The sequence below is a fragment of the Lactobacillus melliventris genome (assembly GCF_013346935.1).
Lineage (GTDB): Bacteria > Bacillota > Bacilli > Lactobacillales > Lactobacillaceae > Lactobacillus.
This window is the reverse complement of the sequence record NZ_JAAEEB010000003.1, coordinates 185,916-204,623: the sequence shown is the minus strand read 5'-3', so window position 1 is coordinate 204,623 and position 18,708 is coordinate 185,916. Positions and strand designations below refer to the sequence as shown.

Here is an 18,708-nt window from a genome sequence, read left to right as displayed (position 1 = left end):
TTTTTTAATTGCTAAAAATTAGCTTTTTTAATATAACGATTCTTACCAACAATGTAGTACAACTTATGATGCATTTTAATAGCTCCACCATATGTTCTGATCGTTTGTTTCTTTTTCAATACTTTACGACCAGAACGCTTTACTTTCTTATTAGCTTTCTTGGTGTAGATATAAGCATTGTGCTTAAGTTTGCGTTTAATACCTGTAACATTATTAGCCTTCACAAAAGTATCGTTTCCAAGTTCGTAATATTTCTTATTCTGAATAAGCCTACTGCCATAGGTTTTAATTTTTTTGCCAATAAAGTATTCGCCAGCTTTACGGCCACCATTTTGGTCATATAGATAGGAATTATGACGAACAGTTCGAATAACACCATTTTTCGAATAAACATAAGTAACAGTTTGTGGCTGGCTGCTAAAGAAGCCGGTAGCATTAACAGGTCTAATTTTAAGAGTATAACCTGTAATATCCACAGCCTTAGTAATGTAGCCTTCACCAACAACGCCAGTTAAAATCTTAGACGGAGCAATTTCATTTTCATTCTCATCCTGATAATGAACTTCAACTCTTGCTATAGTATTATTATCATTTATTCCTGAATTTGTTCCATGACCGTTTGAACCTGAATTATTTGAGCCGGAACTGTTTGAGCCGGAACTGTTTGAACCGGAACTGTTTGAGCCGGAACCGTTTGAACCTGAACTATTTGAGCCGGAATCATCCTTTTTGTAGACAAATGTAACGTCATCCAGTTCTTTTCCAATGGTTCCTGACACCTTTCCCCGCGTGGCTATTAAAGTATATCCTGGAATATCTTTTTTAAACTCGTAATTAGTGCCACATGTACCAGTGAAAGACCTATCAGGCGCAAGCGGCTTACCCTCTTCATCTTGATAGTGAGCTGTTATTGTAGCTTGGCGCACATACGTTTCCTTTTTGCCATTCCACTTTTTCATCAGTTCATCTGATCGCCATTGATCTTTGCCTTCAGGATGCTGTATGTCTTTTCGAGGACCGACATTTAGCCAAATTCCTGGCGTATTAAGACCCATTTGTGAAAAGTTTTTGACATTGTCTCCTAATTTCAAAACTAGCAATCCTACTTGACCTTTTAACATGTTGCCACAATACGTGTTATCGTTAATTTTAAAATTGCTGATATCTAGAGTCCGTAAGTTCGAAAGTTCAGGATAGTTCTTGCCATGGTAAGTATCAGCGTAGAGATAAAACATTTCCCCCATGTTAGTTACATTACTTGTATCAAAACTTGATACGTTTAAACTGATTAAACTATTCGTATCTCGAAACATGTCGTTCATGTCTGTAACATTTGACGTGTTAAAATTATGCAAGTCCAATTCTGTTAACTTATTACATGAATCAAACATACTATTCATAGTTGTAACTTTAGAAGTATCAAAGCTAGAAATGTTCAGCTCTTTTAATTTTGTACATTTGAAAAACATTCCACCCATATCAGTCACATTACTAGTATCAAAGTTGGAAAGATCAAGTGACGTAAGTTTAGAATCCCAACCAAAGACTTGGCCTGTACCGCTAATATGAAAATAATACATACAGAACATTGCCGCCATATTTGTCACATTACTGGTATTAAAATTATGTACGTCAACGGTAGGTAAACTTGCACAACAATTAAACATATACTCCATATTTTTAACGTTAGAGGTGTCAAAGCTGGTAACATTTAGTTTTTCAAGACCTCTACACTCTGTGAACATAAATGACATATCTGTGACTTGGGAAGTATCAAATTTCTGCAAATCTAATTCTTTGAGACTTTCACAACCAACAAACATATGTGACATATTTCTGACTTGGGAAGTATCAAAATTACTTAGGTTAAGATCTTCGAGATTAGTACAGCGGTCAAACATATAAGACATGTTTTGAACATTTGAGGTATTAAAATGAGAAAGATCTACGTGTTTAAGACTACTGCATTGACTAAACCAAGCATACATGGTGGTTGCTTCCGAAGTATCAACGTTTTCTAAGCCTTCAATATCAGTTAGGCCACTAAGGCTAATAAAAACTGACTTAACATCGCCGACAACTTTAAAATAACCCTTAAAGATTACCTTTTTTACCTTTGCAATATCAGGGTTGCGTCCTTGATCTAGAAATTCAGCTAAGGTTTTAGTTGTATTGACAATAGTCGGATTATCCTTATCTTGACTCCCACTTACAGTTAATACGTTAGTATCACTATCATAACTTTCGTCAGCATTACCCCACTTACTTGTTTTAATAGTTTTTGTACTAATTTTATTTTCATTCTTAGTGATGTCTGTTTCTGGTTGATCATTACCAGCAGAAGTTTGAGAATTTGATTCTTTATTGTTGCCCTGAGGCGATTCTACACTCCCATTTTGAGTTTCATCTGCATTATCTGTAGTACCATTGGCATTTCCTTCTGGTGCAGTGGCACTCGCATTATCAGTAGTGCCCTGATTACTTCCTTGAGGTACAGTATTATTTGCTACTCGGGTTTTAACATGACTATCATTCTTGTCAAAGTTTTGTGCAGTTTCTTGTGCCCCTGAATTACTATCAGCTTTAACAACATTAGTATTTAAAATTGTTAAACCCAGCGCCGCAGCCGTTAAACTGCTAAAAAGCAGTGCTCCAGTACGCTTATTGTGATCTAATCCTTTATTCATTTTCCACCTCAATGATAAAATTAATCTAATTTTGCTACTAAAAAAGTATGTATATTATTACAATTTCAGTATATACTTCATTTAATAACATTGCAAATAGAATTATTTTCATAAAAATGCTTAAAAGAGCCAGAAAATTAATATTAATAACAAATTAAAATAACATTTTTACTATTAATGGCTAGTATATGCATATAAGCTTTCAAAATTAGATTTAATAATTTTAATATCAATCAACTAACAATAAAAACTAATAGCAAGCCGCTAAAAGCCACTAAGACCAAAAACAAGCCACTTCTATTTCTAAAAATGACTTGCTATTTCTTTATTAAGGAAATACACTTAAAAATTATAGTTGTTTAATTTGTTCTTCGATATTTAAGACTTCTAACACATCTGTGGCACACTCAGCTCCTTTATTGCCCGCTTTACCACCAGCACGATCGGTTGCTTGTGCAACCGTGTCGGTCATGAGTACACCAAACATGACTGGAACCGGTCCATTAGCTGATGCAGCTGCTAGCTGAGAAGTAGTACCTTCACAAACATAGGTAAAGTGAGCTGTTTCGCCTCTAATTACAGCTCCTAAAGCAATAATGCCATCGACTTTGCCACTCTTTGCCAGGCAATTGACTGTACGAGCAATTTCAAAGGCACCGGGTACTCTCACAATCACAATATTTTCATCTTTCACGCCCGATTTTTTTAATTGTGCCACTGCTCCAGAAAGGAGACGATCGGTTACCACACCATTAAACTGAGCAACGACAATACCAATCTTTTTATCCTGTCCTTGGGCAATGTTGCCGATAATTTCTTTCATGTTAATCTACCTCGTTTAAAATATGATTCATTTCATGCTTTTTAGTAGCCAAGTAATTTTTATTTTCTGCAGTCATTCCGACCTCAACTGGAATACGTTTAGTAACTTTAATACCATAGTTTTCTAATTGCGTTACTTTATCCGGATTATTGGTCATTAATTCAACTTCGCTCACGCCTTTTTGTCTTAAAATTTCAGCAGCGACATTGTAGCGGCGTGCGTCAACCGGCAAGCCAAGATGCTGGTTAGCTTCAACTGTATTCATACCTTCATCTTGCAGCTTATAAGCACGTAATTTATTCTCCAGGCCAATTCCGCGACCTTCTTGACGCAAGTATAAAACCGCTCCTGAACCATTTTCTTCAATTTTAGTTAACGCTGCAGCCAATTGAGCGCCACAATCACAGCGTTTAGAGCCAAAAACATCCCCCGTTAAGCACTCACTATGAAGTCGCAACAAAAGGGGCTCATCTTTTTTAACTTCACCCTTGCTAATTAATAAAGTCGGCTGCTTTTCAGGGTGCTTTGTATCTCTGAAACCTTCAAGCTGGAAGTGGCCATATTTTGTGGGAAAGTCAACCTTGGTAAAAGATTCAATCGCCAAATCTTTATTTGCCATATTCTTGCGGTATGCAATTAACTCTTCAATAGTCAAATAAGGAATGCCGAGTCCTTCTGCCAAAGATTTCAAGTCTTTGCGTCTGGCCATTGTTCCGTCTTTTTTAATGCACTCGCAAATAAAGCCTACAGGTGCAACTCCTGCCAATCTAGCCAGATCCAAAGCAGCTTCAGTATGACCTGTGCGCTCCAGTACACCGCCTTCTTTAGCTACCAAAGGAAAAACATGACCTGGATGATAAAAATCAGTCCACTGGCTATTAGGATCAGCCAATTTTTTAATAGTTTTAGCACGGTCAAAAGCTGAAATTCCCGTAGTGGTTTCAGTAGAATCAACACTAAGAGTAAAAGCCGTGCCAAAAGTATCGTTCGAACCAGTTTCAATTGGTTTTAGTTGCAGACGGTCAGCATATGCCTTACTCATCGGCACACATAAAAGTCCGCGCGCCTTAGTGATCATCATATTAACTGCTTGTGGTGTAACCTTTTCAGCCAGACCAATCATATCCCCTTCAGACTCACGTTGCGGCGAATCAGCCACAATGACCAACCCACCTGTCAGCATATGCTGCAATACCTTTTGCATTTTTTCATTCAGTTGTTCCGTCATTTTTTCCTCCATTAAAATTCCTTTTTCCAAGCTTGAATTTGTTTGACAGCGTACCGACCAATCATATCCACTTCAATATTGACTTTGTCATGCACTTGATAGTGAGCCAAAGTAGTATTTTGTATGGTATAAGGTATTAAGCTCACTCCGAAATGATCATTTTGCGCCATTGTTACGGTTAAACTAATACCATCAATGGCGATTGACCCTTTTTCAACAATAAATGGGGCATACTTATGTGGTACTTGAAATTCCAACTCAATAGAATTTTCGTTTTCATCCCTTTTTACCAGTTCAGCTGTGGTATCAACATGTCCCGCAACAATATGACCATCAAGCTTACCGTTCAAAGACAGTGATGGCTCTAAATTTACCAAACTACCTTTTTGCAAATTGCCCAAATTAGTTCTTTTCATTGTTTCCGGCATCACGTCTACTGCAAAATCATTATCACTCCAAGCGGTAACGGTTAAACAAATACCGTTAACGGCAATACTTGCCCCTAAAGGCAAATCTTTTTGCACCAATTTAGGAGCGCAAATACCCAGTCTTGCATGTTGCTCACTAATTTCCAAACGAGTAATTGTACCCGTAGTTTGAATTATTCCTGTAAACATTCTTTTCTCCTCACACGAATTCTGACATCTTGATTGAATCTTTTAACATCCAAAAGTTGATAATCACTCTTTTCTGCTAAAGCCTGGCCAAACACAGCGGGTAATGCAGTACCGCCTAAAACTAAAGGGGCAATGTATGTCACTATTTCGTCAGCCAAATTAGCTGCTACAAATTGACTTTGGACATTGCTGCCACCTTCAATTAGTAGTGATTGAATTTCATGGTCGGCTAAAAGCTGCACAATTTTTGAAGGTGTCCATTTAGCTACAGTATAGCAATGGACGTTTTCAGCAACTTTTTGAGTCAGTTCAGTTCTACTTAATAGCCAGATTTCGCCATGCGTCTTAAACATGCGACTGTTAAAATCTAATTGATTAGCATCTTTAGTCAGCACTATTCGAATAGGTTTATGGGGTAAATTCTTAATTCTGACCGTTAAAAGCGGATTGTCTATTCGCAAAGTATTTGCTCCAATTAAAACGGCTTGGTTTTGCAAGCGCAACTTTTGCACATCCACCTGAGCTGCTTCCCCAGTCAAAATTGTTCTCGTTTTACCTGCAGCATTAATTTTGCCATCAATGGACATTGCATATTTAAGTGTCACAAAGGGTCTCTTTTTGTGATAAAAGAAATTATAAGCAACATTTAAATTTTCTGTACCACCGATTATCTCAGTTTGCACCCCATGGCTTTCTAGATATTCAATACCCTTGCCAGCTACAATTTGATGAGGATCAACCTGACCAATAACAACTTTTTTGATTCCGGCCTCAGCGACCTTTTTGCAGCAAGGAGGTTGTTTACCGTAATGGCTGCAAGGCTCTAGCGTGACATACAAAGTTGCACCTTGTGCCTGCTGGGGATCAGCTAAGTGTGAGAGTGTATTCACTTCTGCGTGTTCCTTACCAAATTGATGGTGGTAGCCGGTCGCTAGAACCTGATTGTCTTTAACCAAAACTGCACCAACTAAAGGATTTGTCCAAGTCATTCCCTGAGCTTTCAATGCTTCTTGAACTGCCATTTGCATATAATCCTTATCCTGCACTAATTTCACTTCCTAAGCATTAAAAAACCTCGTTGATTCAATCAACGAGGCTTATTTTATATTCATCAAATAAGATTTCAGCGAAGTTTAATAACGACGCGAGTTTTCTGTCTAATCTTGTTTGTTCTTCTCCCATCCAGACTTTAACTGTCGGTACTAGACTCACACTAGTTCCACCGCAAAACGCGGGTCACGGACTTCAATTATTAATTGTCACCGTCGGTAGGGAATTACACCCTGCCCCGAAGAAACCGTATTCAACTTATTCCAGTATAATATAGATATCCTATATCGGCAATAGCAATTTGTTGTTTTATAAAATTATATATATGATAAGCTCAAACTTAAATAAAGTAATTTCTTAAAACTTCCAATCAGACAGATGGAAAGGGATATTATTATTTTTACCAAAATATTTCTTAAAGGCAGTGCCAAATGACAACTGATCTTTAAGATGATTGCGATAAGCATCTCTAATGCTCAAAATTGCTGTTACTGCTAAATTAGTAGTCAGAATTATCAGTATGCCAATAAATATATATAAAAGATATAACATTTTAACCCTCCCATTTTCAACTGTATTACTTTTCTAATACACTACTACCAAGTAGAAACATTGTCAATACCTTTTTTGAGAAAAAATAGACTAATAATCAAATTGATTACTAGTCTATTTAATTTGCATTAAACCTTACGCTTTATTTAATACATATATTTCTCTATAGCAGTTTTAGGATCCATTCCTGCACGAATTTTTAGTTCTAATTCAATTGCCACATCAGCAATAATAACTTGCGGATCAATAACATTATACGGATGCTCTGGCGCCTTTTCCTGAGCTAAAGATAATTCAGTACATCCAAGTAAAATTACATTACAACCATATTGATCATGCATGGTGCGTAATATGCGGTGATAAAGTTCGCCATCAACTACGCCTTTTTCTTTAATGTTAGAATAAATCAGCTCAGTAACCAGTGGTTGAATCTCAGGACCACCCAGTTCTACTTCACAACCTACCTGTTTAATTTCGTCTTCGTACAGATGATCATAAATCGAACCTTCCGTAGCAATCAAGCCAATCTTTTTTTCGTGCGGAAAGTCACTTGCAAATTTATGAACGGCAATACGCATCATATGTAAAAAAGGAATATCAGTTAGTTTAGCCAAGTCGTCATAAAAATAATGTGCAGTATTACATGGCATCACGAAAAAATCGGGCTTTAACATTGCTTGCTGGAGCACATCATCACGCAAAGCATTGAAAAAATTAGGTTGGCTATGGTCTTTGATATAAGCCGTGCGGTCAGGAATTTGGGCATCATTAACCAAAATATAATTCAGATAGTCCTGATCTTTGGTAATCTTTAGACGGTGATTAATCATGCGGACATAGCTTTCCGTTGCAATCGTACCCATACCGCCAATAATACTAAAAAAATGTTTCATTAATACCTGCTTTTCTAACCGTTAAAATGTTCTTTTTGCCCTTCAAGTTCATCAATTACCTGTTGTGCAACTGTAATATCAGACGGATAAGGAGTATCTACTCCCCGGATCTTTTGATAACTATCTTCACCTTTACCACAGATCAGAACAACATCACCCTGCTTGGACATACTGATTGCATCATGGATGGCCTTCTTACGGTCTAGTTCTATTGTGACATCAACTTTAGAATGATCGATCCCTGCATCAATTTCCTGTGCTATATCCATGGGATCTTCAAAGCCAGGATCATCTGTTGTCAGAAAGGCTTTAGCAGCGTAGGCATTTAGACTGTTACTAAAACCGGGACGACGAGAAACTCCTTTGTCACCAGGTGCCCCCACAACGACAATAATTTTGGGATTATTAAATTCGCGTTGCATAAAGCCCATAAGAGCCATCATTGAAGCTTCATTATGTGCGAAGTCCACAACCACTACTCCGTGCTTCTTGGTAACTTCTGTTTGCATTCTTCCAGGGACGGTAACTTGACTGATACCTTTAGCAGCATCGTCATAATTCATCCCGGCCAGTCCTGCACCAATTACTGCGGCAGTACCGTTAGATTCGTTAAAATCACCTAACATCTTTAACTGGTAATCGCCAGCTATTTTGAGTTGCTTTGCTTTGCTGGTAACACACAACACCTGAAACCTGGTCCGTGACATATCAAGTTCTTGGGTCGAAAAACGAAAATCGATGGTCTGCTTCAGATCGGGATTAGTAAATTTCTCGTCAGCAAATAAGTAAATACTGTCTGGATCTGTAGTAGTCATGGCCGCAGCATAAACTTCAGGAAAATGATCAGTCTGAGCGTTAATAATACATTTACGGGCATTAACCAGCAGCTGCAACTTACAATGTAAATAATCAGCGAAATTGGGATGCTCATTGGGTCCGATATGATCAGGTGTAATATTTAAGAAAAAGCCCAGATCATAGGTCAGTCCAAATACCCTATTCTTCTTATAGGCCTGGCTGGAAACTTCCATAACCATATGCGTCATTCCGTTGTCTACAGCTATTCGCATATCACGGAACAAATCAAGCGATTCAGGTGTGGTCAAGCTTGACTTAAAAGTATCATCTTTTTTAGGTCCTACAACTGTATTGACTGATGAAATTAACGCCGTTTTACCGCCGTTAACTTGATCTAACATCCCTTTTAAAAAGTAGGCCGTTGTAGTCTTGCCCTTAGTACCAGTAATAGCGATTAAATATAAATCGTCTTGCGGGAAACGGAAAAATGCCGCAGACAATAACGCCATCGCTTTGGAAACATTGCGCACAATCAGTGCATGCATTCCCTTACCTTCTGGATATGGTTGTTCTGCTACATAACAATTAGCACCATTAGCTTTCGCCATTGACAAATAAGTGGGACGAAAACCAGCACCTTTACAAAAGAATAGTGTATCAGTATGGACGTCACGCGAATCATACGACACATATTCCATCTTAGAAGATATAGTATCTTGGACCGCACTCGATTTAAGCAAATGGTGTTCTTTTAAAATTAAAATACAGGTATTTAAAGAAATACTCATGCTATACTCCTCTATTTATTATCTCAGTCAAAATTATACCACAGCTATGCTGGAGTTTTTTCACTCTTTAAGTTTAAAGGCAGGCAAATAATGAAACGGGTCCAATCTTTATCAGATTCACAGCGGATTTTGCCCTGATGAAGATCAACAATACTTTTAGTAATCGATAGACCTAGCCCCGTACCACCCGTTTGGGTATTACGGGAGCCTTCGACTCTGTAAAAACGTTCAAATATTTTTTTCAACGAATCTTCGGGAATTTGAGCACCGTTGTTTTCCACTCGTAACTCAACTTCATTGTTATTAACTAAATTAGCAATTAAATTAATTTGTGTTGCACCTGTACCGTACTTTAGCGCATTAGTGATGAGATTATTATAAACACGTACCAGCTTTTCCGCATCAGCTTGAATGGTTAAATTCTTAGGTCTTGCTTCTATATTAAATACTATCCCTTTTTCCTGACCCTCGAATTCAAAGCCCGCGGCAACCTGCTCTAACATAGAAAAAATATGTAAAGAAGATAAATTTAATTTGGTACTAGTTGATTTTAACGTTGTATACTCAAGCAAATCATGAGCGAGCGATTTCATTTGTTCAGCCTTCATATATGCAATATTAAGGTATCTTTGTTGATCTGCTGGATTTGACACCCCCGATTTCAGTAAACCCAAATAGCCGATGATAGAAGTTAAAGGCGTTCTGATATCATGAGAAACATTGCTAATCAGTTCGTCCTTTGACTTTTCAATCGCTTTTTCTTCATTAATCGCATTTACAGTACTATCCACTAACGAATTAATTGAATCAATTACTTTTTGCAAATCAGTTTTGACTTTAAAAGAAATTGTATGGTCAAAATGTCCCTTAGCAATATAATGCAGTTCAGAAATAACATGTCTTAACTGCATTTGATGATAGCGCCGAATTAAGCGCCAGTACAGAACGATTAAATCACCAATACCCATGAAAATAATAAAGGTATTCTGCCAGGACCATAAGTGGCGCCCGCCAGCAAAAGTAATGGTCTTTTTTAGAAAATAAATCCCGTTAACCAGGTTTTTATCTTGTAAAATTGTCAAGTTGATCAAAATAATCACTGACAGGTTCAATAGTAGCTCTAAAACTACCGTTATAACGCCTTCAGCAAACAGCTCACTTTTTTCCGCGGCTGTCAGCTTGACCCTTTCTTTTTTCATCTAGTTAAGCCTCAACTTTATAGCCTACTCCCCAGACGGTCTGAATAACATCTTCACCACCCGTTGCCGATTGAATTTTGTCACGCAGGTGTGAAACATGCACCATAACGGTTTTAGCAGAAACTATCGATTCCTGTTGCCAAACCCGTTCAAAAATCTCATCCGCTGAAAATACCCGGTTAGGGTGACTGGCAAGCAAGTATAAAATGCCAAATTCTAAGGCAGTCAACTGAATGTCTTTACCATCAATTGTCTTAACTTCATGTGAATCACGGTTAATAATCAGTGGTCCCACTTCTAAAATATCTGGTTCATCATCCTTAACCTGCTTTTGACTACGACGCAAAAGTGAACGAACTCGTGCCATTACTTCTAAAGGATTAAATGGCTTAGAAACATAGTCATCTGCTCCAGTAATCAAGCCTTGAATTTTATCCATATCACCAGTCTTGGCTGATACGATAATAATTGGGATATCAGAATCTTTGCGTACTTCCTTGATAACATCAATTCCGCTCATATTAGGCATCATGATGTCCAAGATCATTAATGCAATATCTGGCGTCGTAGTTAATTTCGTAATTGCTTCTTTGCCGCTATAGGCAACAACTGGAGTGTAACCTTCATTTTTAAGATAAATACTTAACAGCTCGACGATTTCTTTATCATCGTCAACAACTAAAATTTTCATAGGGCTAATTTCCCTTCTTTTATCTATTGATTATTTTCGGTTTATTTCATTATTCCACTAAATATAGTTTAGCAGAATCTATGTCTAATATTTTAGTCAATTTTGTAATAAACTACTAATATTCAAGCATAATTTTATCGTTTTATTAAAAAAGCTGGACAGTTCCCAGCTTATTTCCTATTTTAAACTATTAATATTGTTCAAATATTTAATCAGCCACTGGCGATCAATGAAGCCTAAATATTCTCCATTATTATTTTGTACGGCAACTTCATTTTGACGGCTCAAAAGTAGCAGTAATGCAGCAATTTTTTCATTAATATTAATTACAGGCATTGCTGCCAGCGAATTAGAACTAGTTTGCTTAAATTCATTAAATAAGGCTGCTTGCTTTAATGGTGTTTCATATAAATTGTTCCCTAAGCTGCCTTTAAAAAAGTCCCTGACAAAATTGTTTGCCGGATGGCGTAAGATTTCTTGTGGCTGATCGACCTGTAATAATTTGCCATCCTTCATAACGCCAATCCTGTCAGCTAAGTGCAGAGCTTCATTCATATCATGCGTCACAAATAAAATTGTATTATGCAGCTGCTTGTGCAAATTAATAACCAGTTCTTGTAAATTTGTGCGCGCAAGTGGATCTAGAGCGCTAAAGGGTTCATCCATTAAAACAATCGGAGGCTTTGACGCAATCGCGCGTAAAATGCCAATTCTTTGTTGTTCACCACCAGACAGTTCATGAGGATAACGGTGAGCATACTCTTGGGGATTTAGTCCCACTTTTTCCAATAAATTTGCGGCCATTGCCGTAAGATCAGTTTTAGCGCCTTGAATTTCCGGAATCAAAGTAATATTTTTAGCGACAGTCATGTTAGGAAAAAGAGCAATTTGTTGCAGAACATAACCAATTTTCCAGCGCAATTTCTGAACGTTATAATCAGTCGTAGGCCGCTCATTGACTAAAATCTGTCCAGCACTAGGATCTGCCAAACGGTTAATCATTTTAATCGAGGTAGTTTTTCCACTGCCTGAGTTTCCTACCAAAACGAAAAGTTCGCCTTGCTGAATATCCAAATTAAGATCGTTAACTACTACTTTTTTAGCAAAGGTTTTATTTACATGCTCAAATTTAATTGCTGAAGTCATCTTACTTCTCCTTAAGCAAATGCTGTTTTAATAAAAAGTGACGTGCGACTTGTCCAGGATCCATATTTTTAACATTAACTTCATAGTTCATTTCCTGCATCTGCTTTTCGGAAATCTTGCCAGCCAGCTTATTCAAGCTGCGAACAATTTGCGGATGCTTGCGGGCAAAATCATTGGTCATCAAGGGAGCGCCCTGATAAATAGGAAAATTATGCTTATCATCTTTTAATATAGTCAAATGATATTGGCGCAATTCACTATCAGTTGAATAGGCATCAACGATGTTAACTTTATTCTGATTAATTGCCTGGTAACGCAAAGCCGGTTCCATTGACTTAACAGGGAAATCAATCTTGTATAATTTCTTAATACCCTTGAACCCATCACCACGATCAATAAATTCTAATGTCATTCCTCCTTTTAGCTGATTGGTGATATTAGCCAAATCACTGATTTTTCTTAAACGATTTTTCTTTTTGAACGAAGTTTTAACTGCTAAGGCATATGTATTATCGTACGCCATAGGCTTAAGCAAAGTAAGCTTATCCTGTTTATTCATTAATTCTTTTGCTTTTTCATAGGTTTCTTTTTCAGACAAACCAGCCGTTTTAACCGGAGACTTCGCAAAGGTTTCCAAAACAGTTCCCGTAAATTCTGGATAAATATCTATTTTATTGTTTTTCAAAGCAGTATATAAAAAGGTAGTTTTACCAAAATTAGGTTTCAAGGTCACTTGGACGTGTGGATCGTCTTGTTCAATTAACTCTTTATACATGTTGATCAAAATTTCTGGTTCAGAACCTAACTTACCGGCAATTGTAACTGTTTCTTTCTGACCGGCAACAGCTTGATAAATTCCACTTCCTGCTAAGAAGATGACACTAACTCCTAATATTCCCAAAGCTGTTTTAACTGATGCATGTTCCAGCCACTTAATGAGCGCGCTTAACGTAATCGCCAAAACGCCAGAGCAAACGGCACCAATTACAATTAGTCCGGTATTGTTGCGGTCAATTCCTAATAAGATAAAACTGCCCAAGCCTCCAGCACCAATTAAAGCTGCCATGGTGGCAGTACCGATAATTAAAACTAAGGCCGTTCTAATACCAGAAATAATTGTCGGCATAGCTAAAGGCAACTCCGCCTCAAGTAATTTTTGCATGCGTGACATACCGAATGCGTCAGCAGCTTCTTCTAGTGCCGGATCAATTTCAGTTAATCCCAGGTATGTGTTCTGAAAAATCGGTAATAGTGCATATACCACTAAAGCAATCACAGCAGGCACTGTTCCAATCCCAACGAGTGGAATTAATAAACCTAGCAGTGCTAGTGACGGAATGGTCTGTAAAATGCTGGCAACTTGCAATAATATCTCTGCTATTTTAGTGTGTTTTACTGTCCAAAAGGCCAAAGGCATGGCAATCAGCATTGCAATCAGCAACGAAACTAACGATATTTGCAGATGCTGCAATAAAGCAACTCCTAAATCGCCTTTGCGCTGGCTTAAAATCTGGATAATTTGATTCATCGCTTAATTCCTTTATTACTTTTTTAAAATTTGAATTATCACCAAATTATATTAATAGTGTCGAACCAACTAAATTCATTTATTTTACCATAACACAAACTAATGGTTGAAAAGTAATTATTGCTTACACCATTATTTAAAGCAAAAAAATTCCCAGTCTATAGGACCAGGAATATTTTAAGTACATCTATTCTATTTCTTTTTTACCAGTATATAACTCGTAGTAATAACCCTTCTTCTTTAGAAGTTGTTCGTGATTGCCGGCTTCAATAATATGGCCATGATCAAGCACCAGAATTAAATCCGAGTTAACAATCGTAGACAGGCGGTGAGCTATGACAAAGCTAGTGCGACCTGCAAGCAAGTTATCCATACCAGCTTGTACCAGTTTTTCCGTTTGGGTATCAATGCTTGAAGTGGCTTCATCCAAAATCATCACAGGTTCATCTGCTATCATTGCTCGTGCAATACTGAGCAGCTGCATTTGTCCTTGAGACAAGTCTCCGCCATTGCCATCAATGATTGTTTTATAACCTTCATCCAAATGATGAATAAATTCATCAGCATGAGATAAGTGTGCTGCCTGATATACATCATCATCACTTGCATCGGTATTACCAAAACGAATATTGTCCATCACCGTACCGGTAAACATATGCGTGTCTTGTAAAACAATTGACAGAGACTGACGCAAATCATCCTTCTTAATTCTACTAATGGGAATACCATCATAAGTAATCGTACCAGAATTAATTTCGTAAAAACGATTAATCATATTAGAAATCGTCGTTTTACCAGCACCGGTTTCACCAACTAAGGCTACTTTCATACCTGGCTTAGCGTCAATAGAAATGTCGTACAAAATTTGTTTATTCGGCGTATAGCCAAAATTAACATGATCAAAGACGATATGTCCTTTAACTGTGACTTTCTTAACAGAGCCATCTTTTTGTGGTACGTTCCAATGCCAGGCACCCTTAACATTTTCATCCTTGGTAATAGTGACATCACCATCATCAATTTCAACGGGTTGATCCTCTAACTTAAAGATTCTTTCTGCGCCCGCTAAAGCCATTACAATAGAATTTAATTGTTGTGAAATCTGGGCTATTGGCATTGCAAATTGCTTAGATAATTGCAAGAAAGCACCAATGACACCTAATGAAAGTGGGGCAATATGGTTAATAGCAACTGCTCCACCTAAAATAGCAATTAAGACGTATAGCAAATTGCCCATGTTACCCATAATAGGGAACAAAATTGTGGCATACGTATGAGCTTTACCAGAGGCTACTTTTAAAGATTCATTATAAGCATCAAAGTCTTCTTCAACTTCAGGTTCATGGCTAAAGACCTTTATTACCTTAAGACCATTAAGCATTTCTTCATTGTAACCATTAACTTGACCCAATTCTTTTTGTTGCAATTGAAAATAATGAGCGGAGCGAACGGTTAAAAAACGGACGATTATAATAGAGAGTGCAAAAACAATCAAGGTAAAGATAGTTAATTGCCAACTTAAAGCCAGCATGGCACCCAAAACAAAAATGAGGTTCAACGCAGAGTTCATAAACTGCGGAATTGATTGTGAAATCATTTGTTGCAAGGTATCAATATCATTAGTATAGCAACTCATGATGTCGCCATAATCATTTTCGTCAAAATAGGAAATTGGCAACATTTCCATGTGCTCAAACATTTCTAGTCGTACTCTATATTGTACTTTCTGGGCCAAAACTGCCATCAACACAGCAAAAAGATAATTAGAAATAAATCCGATAGCATAGCAACCAAACATAACTGCAATTGCATGTAAAAGCGGACCAAAATTTGGCTGCGCTTCTTTAGTTAAGGGAATAATGTAAACATTAATTAAACGTTCAATAAATAGTGAACCTAAAACGTTTGCTGCAGCTGTTAAAATTATTGCAATTGTTGAAGCAATCAGCATCCAAGGACTTGTACTGGCAACTAATTTAAGCAGACGCCATAAAATTGTGGAACGTTTACCAGTATTTTGGCTATTTTTATTTTCTACTGCTTTATCCAAATTAATCACCTACTTCTTCTGTTCTTCTTGAAACTTAGCAATTGAGCTGTATAAATCATTACGCTGCAATAGCTCTTCATGTGTCCCGATATCCTGAATCTTGCCTTCATCCATTACAATTATCCTGTCTGCATCTTTAATTGACACAATTCTTTGAGAAATAATAATTTTGGTAGTATCGGGCATATCCTTTGCCAAGGCTTCCCGAATTTGACGCTCAGTCTGTGTATCTACTGCTGAAGTAGAGTCATCAAGTATCAAGATTTTCGGCTTTTTGAGCAATGCCCTTGCAATAGTGATCCTTTGCTTTTGGCCACCAGAAACATTATTACCGCCCTGCTCAACCATAGTGTCATATTGATCTGGCATTTCACGAATAAAGTCATCAGCGTGAGCAATTTTTGAGGCAGCGATAATTTCTTCATCTGTTGCATTTTCATTGCCCCATTTGAGGTTTTCCTTGATAGTGCCTGAAAACAGGACATTATTTTGTAAAACCATGGCAACATTATCACGCAATGTCTTTAAATCATAGGACTTAACGTTATGTCCTGATACACGCACCGCTCCGGAATCAGTATCATAAAGCCGCGGAATCATAGAAACTAATGTAGATTTTGATGACCCCGTACGACCAATTATTCCTATTGTTTCACCCGGCCTGATATTTAAGTTAATATCACTTAAAGCCAGTTCCTTATCATCTGGGTCATACTTAAAGTTGACATGATCAAAAATCACTTCTCCATTATTCACATGCTTTAACGGTTTACGTGGATTTTCAATTGAGGGCTTTTCATTAATAACCGCAGCAACCCTGTGACCACTGGCTCCTGAAACTACCAGCTGAGTAATGATCATAGCCAGCATATTCAAGCTGCCTAAGACAGAGTTGGAATATGAGAACATTGAAATTAATTGACCAGTCTGTAAACTGCCACCCACAATTTCCTTAGCACCAAACCAGCAAATAGCTAAATTAGAAATATTCAAAACAGCCATGACAATCATGGAGTTAAGAGACATGATCTTCTGAGCTGTAGCAAAAAGTCTATAAATAAAACCAGCCGATTTTTTAAACTTAACAGTTTGCGCTTCTTCTTGCACATAGGTTTTGACTTCGCGAATACCACGAACATTTTCCCGGACAACCTGGTTCATGCGGTCATAACCGCGGAAAATTTTAGGAAAATACTTGCTGGCACTTTTAATTACTAAGCCTAAAAGAATTACGAAAATCGGTGCAATCACGACAAAAACAAGTGACAACTGTGGACTAACTATTATTGACATAATAATTGAAACTAACAACATCATTGGTGCCCGAACTGCTATTCTAATCAGCATTTGATAAGACATCTGAATGTTATTAACATCAGTAGTCATCCTCGTAACTAGACTCGCACTGGAAAACCTGTCAATATTTTCAAAAGAATAATCTTGCACATGATAGAACATATCTTTACGCAGGTTAGCCGCAAAACCAGAAGCAGCGTGAGCAGAGGCATAACTGGCACCGGAACCTAAAACAAGTGAAACAACTGTTAGCACCAGTAAAATAACACCAGTCTTAGTGATATATGACATATTTCCCTTCATAATGCCATTGTCTATTAATATACCAACTAAATACGGTATTAACATCTCAATGATAACTTCACCAGTAACAAATAATGGCGACAGCAACGACAGTTTTTTATACTGCCTGATTGACTTACGCAGCGTGTTAATCATTAAATACCTCTTTCTAATTTATTAATGCTTTCTTTTTTACGTGTTTTCAGTTTAAAAAGGATAAATAGATTCATAATAAATCTATTTATCCTTTAAAACATATAGTTATCTAAGTATAGCGCTTTTCTTGACAAAAAGCACCTATTTGCTCTTATCAGCTGGTGAAAAGGCCGAACCAATAATTTCATAATGCCGGCGGAACAACCAGCGAATGCCATACGCTACCGCTGCAATAATTAAGTTATATACTCCTGGCAAAGCCGGGTTGATCACTTGTAATGCAGGAAGGCCTAATACGCCAAAGCAGATAAAGAGCATTCCCATCAGTAAAACAAAACCCCAGATTAATTTTGACCACGGAATTTTACGATTTTTACTGCCATTAGGTAAAACCCAGTCATTATATTTGGTCATGAAAACACCTAGTGAAGCACCAACAATCAATAATGTTAATACACCCATCTGTGAATTATATTTGTCATTCTTTTGGAACAAGCCGATTAAGCCAAAAAGACCAAAGAAAATAGCAACATAAAACAAGGCATTATCCGTAGCGTATTGCCAAAATGGAATATCTGAGGCTTTTTTCTTTTTGGGCTTTAACATGTCAGCAGCCTTAAGTTTAGGCGACATATTATAATACGTGCTGGCTGGTTGACCATGACGTTGTGCAATTACCAAGTCATTTAAAAGCTCATCCACTCTTTTTTGTGCATCTTCATGACTCATTTTACCCTGTGTTTCCAGTTCTTTTTGCAAACGAAAAACATAGTCAGAGTTCTTATTACTGAGCTGCTTACGCAATTCAGCAGGCTGCATTTGCTTGACCTCGTCATCTTTATTCTGATTAATTACCTTTTCTTTTAACTTTTCCTGCTTATTAGTATCAATCTTAGCTTGTTCTTCAGTTTTCTTTTCTGCCAT

Annotated in this window: 15 protein-coding genes and 1 riboswitch; all 15 genes read right to left on the bottom strand. The window is 37.3% G+C overall.

Going from position 1 to position 18,708, the window contains the following annotated elements:
• Positions 1-11 precede the first annotated feature (11 nt).
• On the bottom strand, positions 12-2,687 hold the full coding sequence (locus tag GYV61_RS03955) for a BspA family leucine-rich repeat surface protein (protein WP_174794870.1): 2,676 nt from the start codon (positions 2,685-2,687) through the stop codon (positions 12-14).
• A 349-nt stretch (positions 2,688-3,036) separates the two neighbouring features.
• Complete coding sequence (gene ribH, locus GYV61_RS03950) at positions 3,037-3,510, bottom strand: 6,7-dimethyl-8-ribityllumazine synthase (RefSeq protein ID WP_174794869.1); 474 nt, start codon at positions 3,508-3,510, stop codon at positions 3,037-3,039.
• 1 nt (position 3,511) lies between these two features.
• Entirely contained in the window at positions 3,512-4,738 is a 1,227-nt protein-coding gene (gene ribA, locus GYV61_RS03945) for a GTP cyclohydrolase II (RefSeq protein ID WP_274600318.1), read from the bottom strand.
• Positions 4,739-4,749: 11 nt separating this feature from the next.
• Positions 4,750-5,355, bottom strand: a complete 606-nt coding sequence (gene ribE, locus GYV61_RS03940; RefSeq protein WP_174794868.1) for a riboflavin synthase — start codon at positions 5,353-5,355, stop codon at positions 4,750-4,752.
• A complete protein-coding gene (gene ribD / locus GYV61_RS03935; RefSeq protein ID WP_202984480.1) occupies positions 5,340-6,401 on the bottom strand; it encodes a bifunctional diaminohydroxyphosphoribosylaminopyrimidine deaminase/5-amino-6-(5-phosphoribosylamino)uracil reductase RibD in 1,062 nt (353 codons plus the stop codon). The genes ribE and ribD overlap by 16 nt, the downstream gene beginning before the upstream one ends.
• A 120-nt stretch (positions 6,402-6,521) precedes the next feature.
• Positions 6,522-6,655: riboswitch (FMN riboswitch) on the bottom strand.
• A 107-nt stretch (positions 6,656-6,762) separates the two neighbouring features.
• Positions 6,763-6,957, bottom strand: coding sequence for a hypothetical protein (locus tag GYV61_RS03930; RefSeq protein ID WP_110445553.1), 195 nt, complete (start codon positions 6,955-6,957; stop codon positions 6,763-6,765).
• A gap of 146 nt (positions 6,958-7,103) precedes the next feature.
• Positions 7,104-7,850 (bottom strand): amino acid racemase, encoded by a 747-nt coding sequence (locus GYV61_RS03925; protein WP_174794867.1) that lies wholly within the window; start codon positions 7,848-7,850, stop codon positions 7,104-7,106.
• A 14-nt stretch (positions 7,851-7,864) separates the two neighbouring features.
• Complete coding sequence (locus tag GYV61_RS03920) at positions 7,865-9,436, bottom strand: UDP-N-acetylmuramoyl-L-alanyl-D-glutamate--2,6-diaminopimelate ligase (RefSeq protein WP_174794866.1); 1,572 nt, start codon at positions 9,434-9,436, stop codon at positions 7,865-7,867.
• Between the two features lie 44 nt (positions 9,437-9,480).
• Positions 9,481-10,635: a sensor histidine kinase gene (locus GYV61_RS03915; RefSeq protein ID WP_046324245.1), complete on the bottom strand. Its 1,155-nt coding sequence runs from the start codon at positions 10,633-10,635 to the stop codon at positions 9,481-9,483.
• 4 nt (positions 10,636-10,639) lie between these two features.
• Positions 10,640-11,326, bottom strand: a complete 687-nt coding sequence (croR, locus tag GYV61_RS03910) for a response regulator transcription factor CroR (protein WP_046324244.1) — start codon at positions 11,324-11,326, stop codon at positions 10,640-10,642.
• 177 nt (positions 11,327-11,503) lie between these two features.
• Entirely contained in the window at positions 11,504-12,472 is a 969-nt protein-coding gene (locus tag GYV61_RS03905) for an ABC transporter ATP-binding protein (protein ID WP_174794865.1), read from the bottom strand.
• Between the two features lies 1 nt (position 12,473).
• On the bottom strand, positions 12,474-14,000 hold the full coding sequence (locus tag GYV61_RS03900) for an ABC transporter permease/substrate-binding protein (protein ID WP_174794864.1): 1,527 nt from the start codon (positions 13,998-14,000) through the stop codon (positions 12,474-12,476).
• Between the two features lie 187 nt (positions 14,001-14,187).
• On the bottom strand, positions 14,188-16,050 hold the full coding sequence (locus GYV61_RS03895) for an ABC transporter ATP-binding protein (protein ID WP_174794863.1): 1,863 nt from the start codon (positions 16,048-16,050) through the stop codon (positions 14,188-14,190).
• Positions 16,051-16,059: 9 nt separating this feature from the next.
• A complete protein-coding gene (locus GYV61_RS03890; protein ID WP_174794862.1) occupies positions 16,060-17,784 on the bottom strand; it encodes an ABC transporter ATP-binding protein in 1,725 nt (574 codons plus the stop codon).
• 141 nt (positions 17,785-17,925) lie between these two features.
• Complete coding sequence (locus tag GYV61_RS03885) at positions 17,926-18,708, bottom strand: DUF1129 family protein (protein WP_110445548.1); 783 nt, start codon at positions 18,706-18,708, stop codon at positions 17,926-17,928.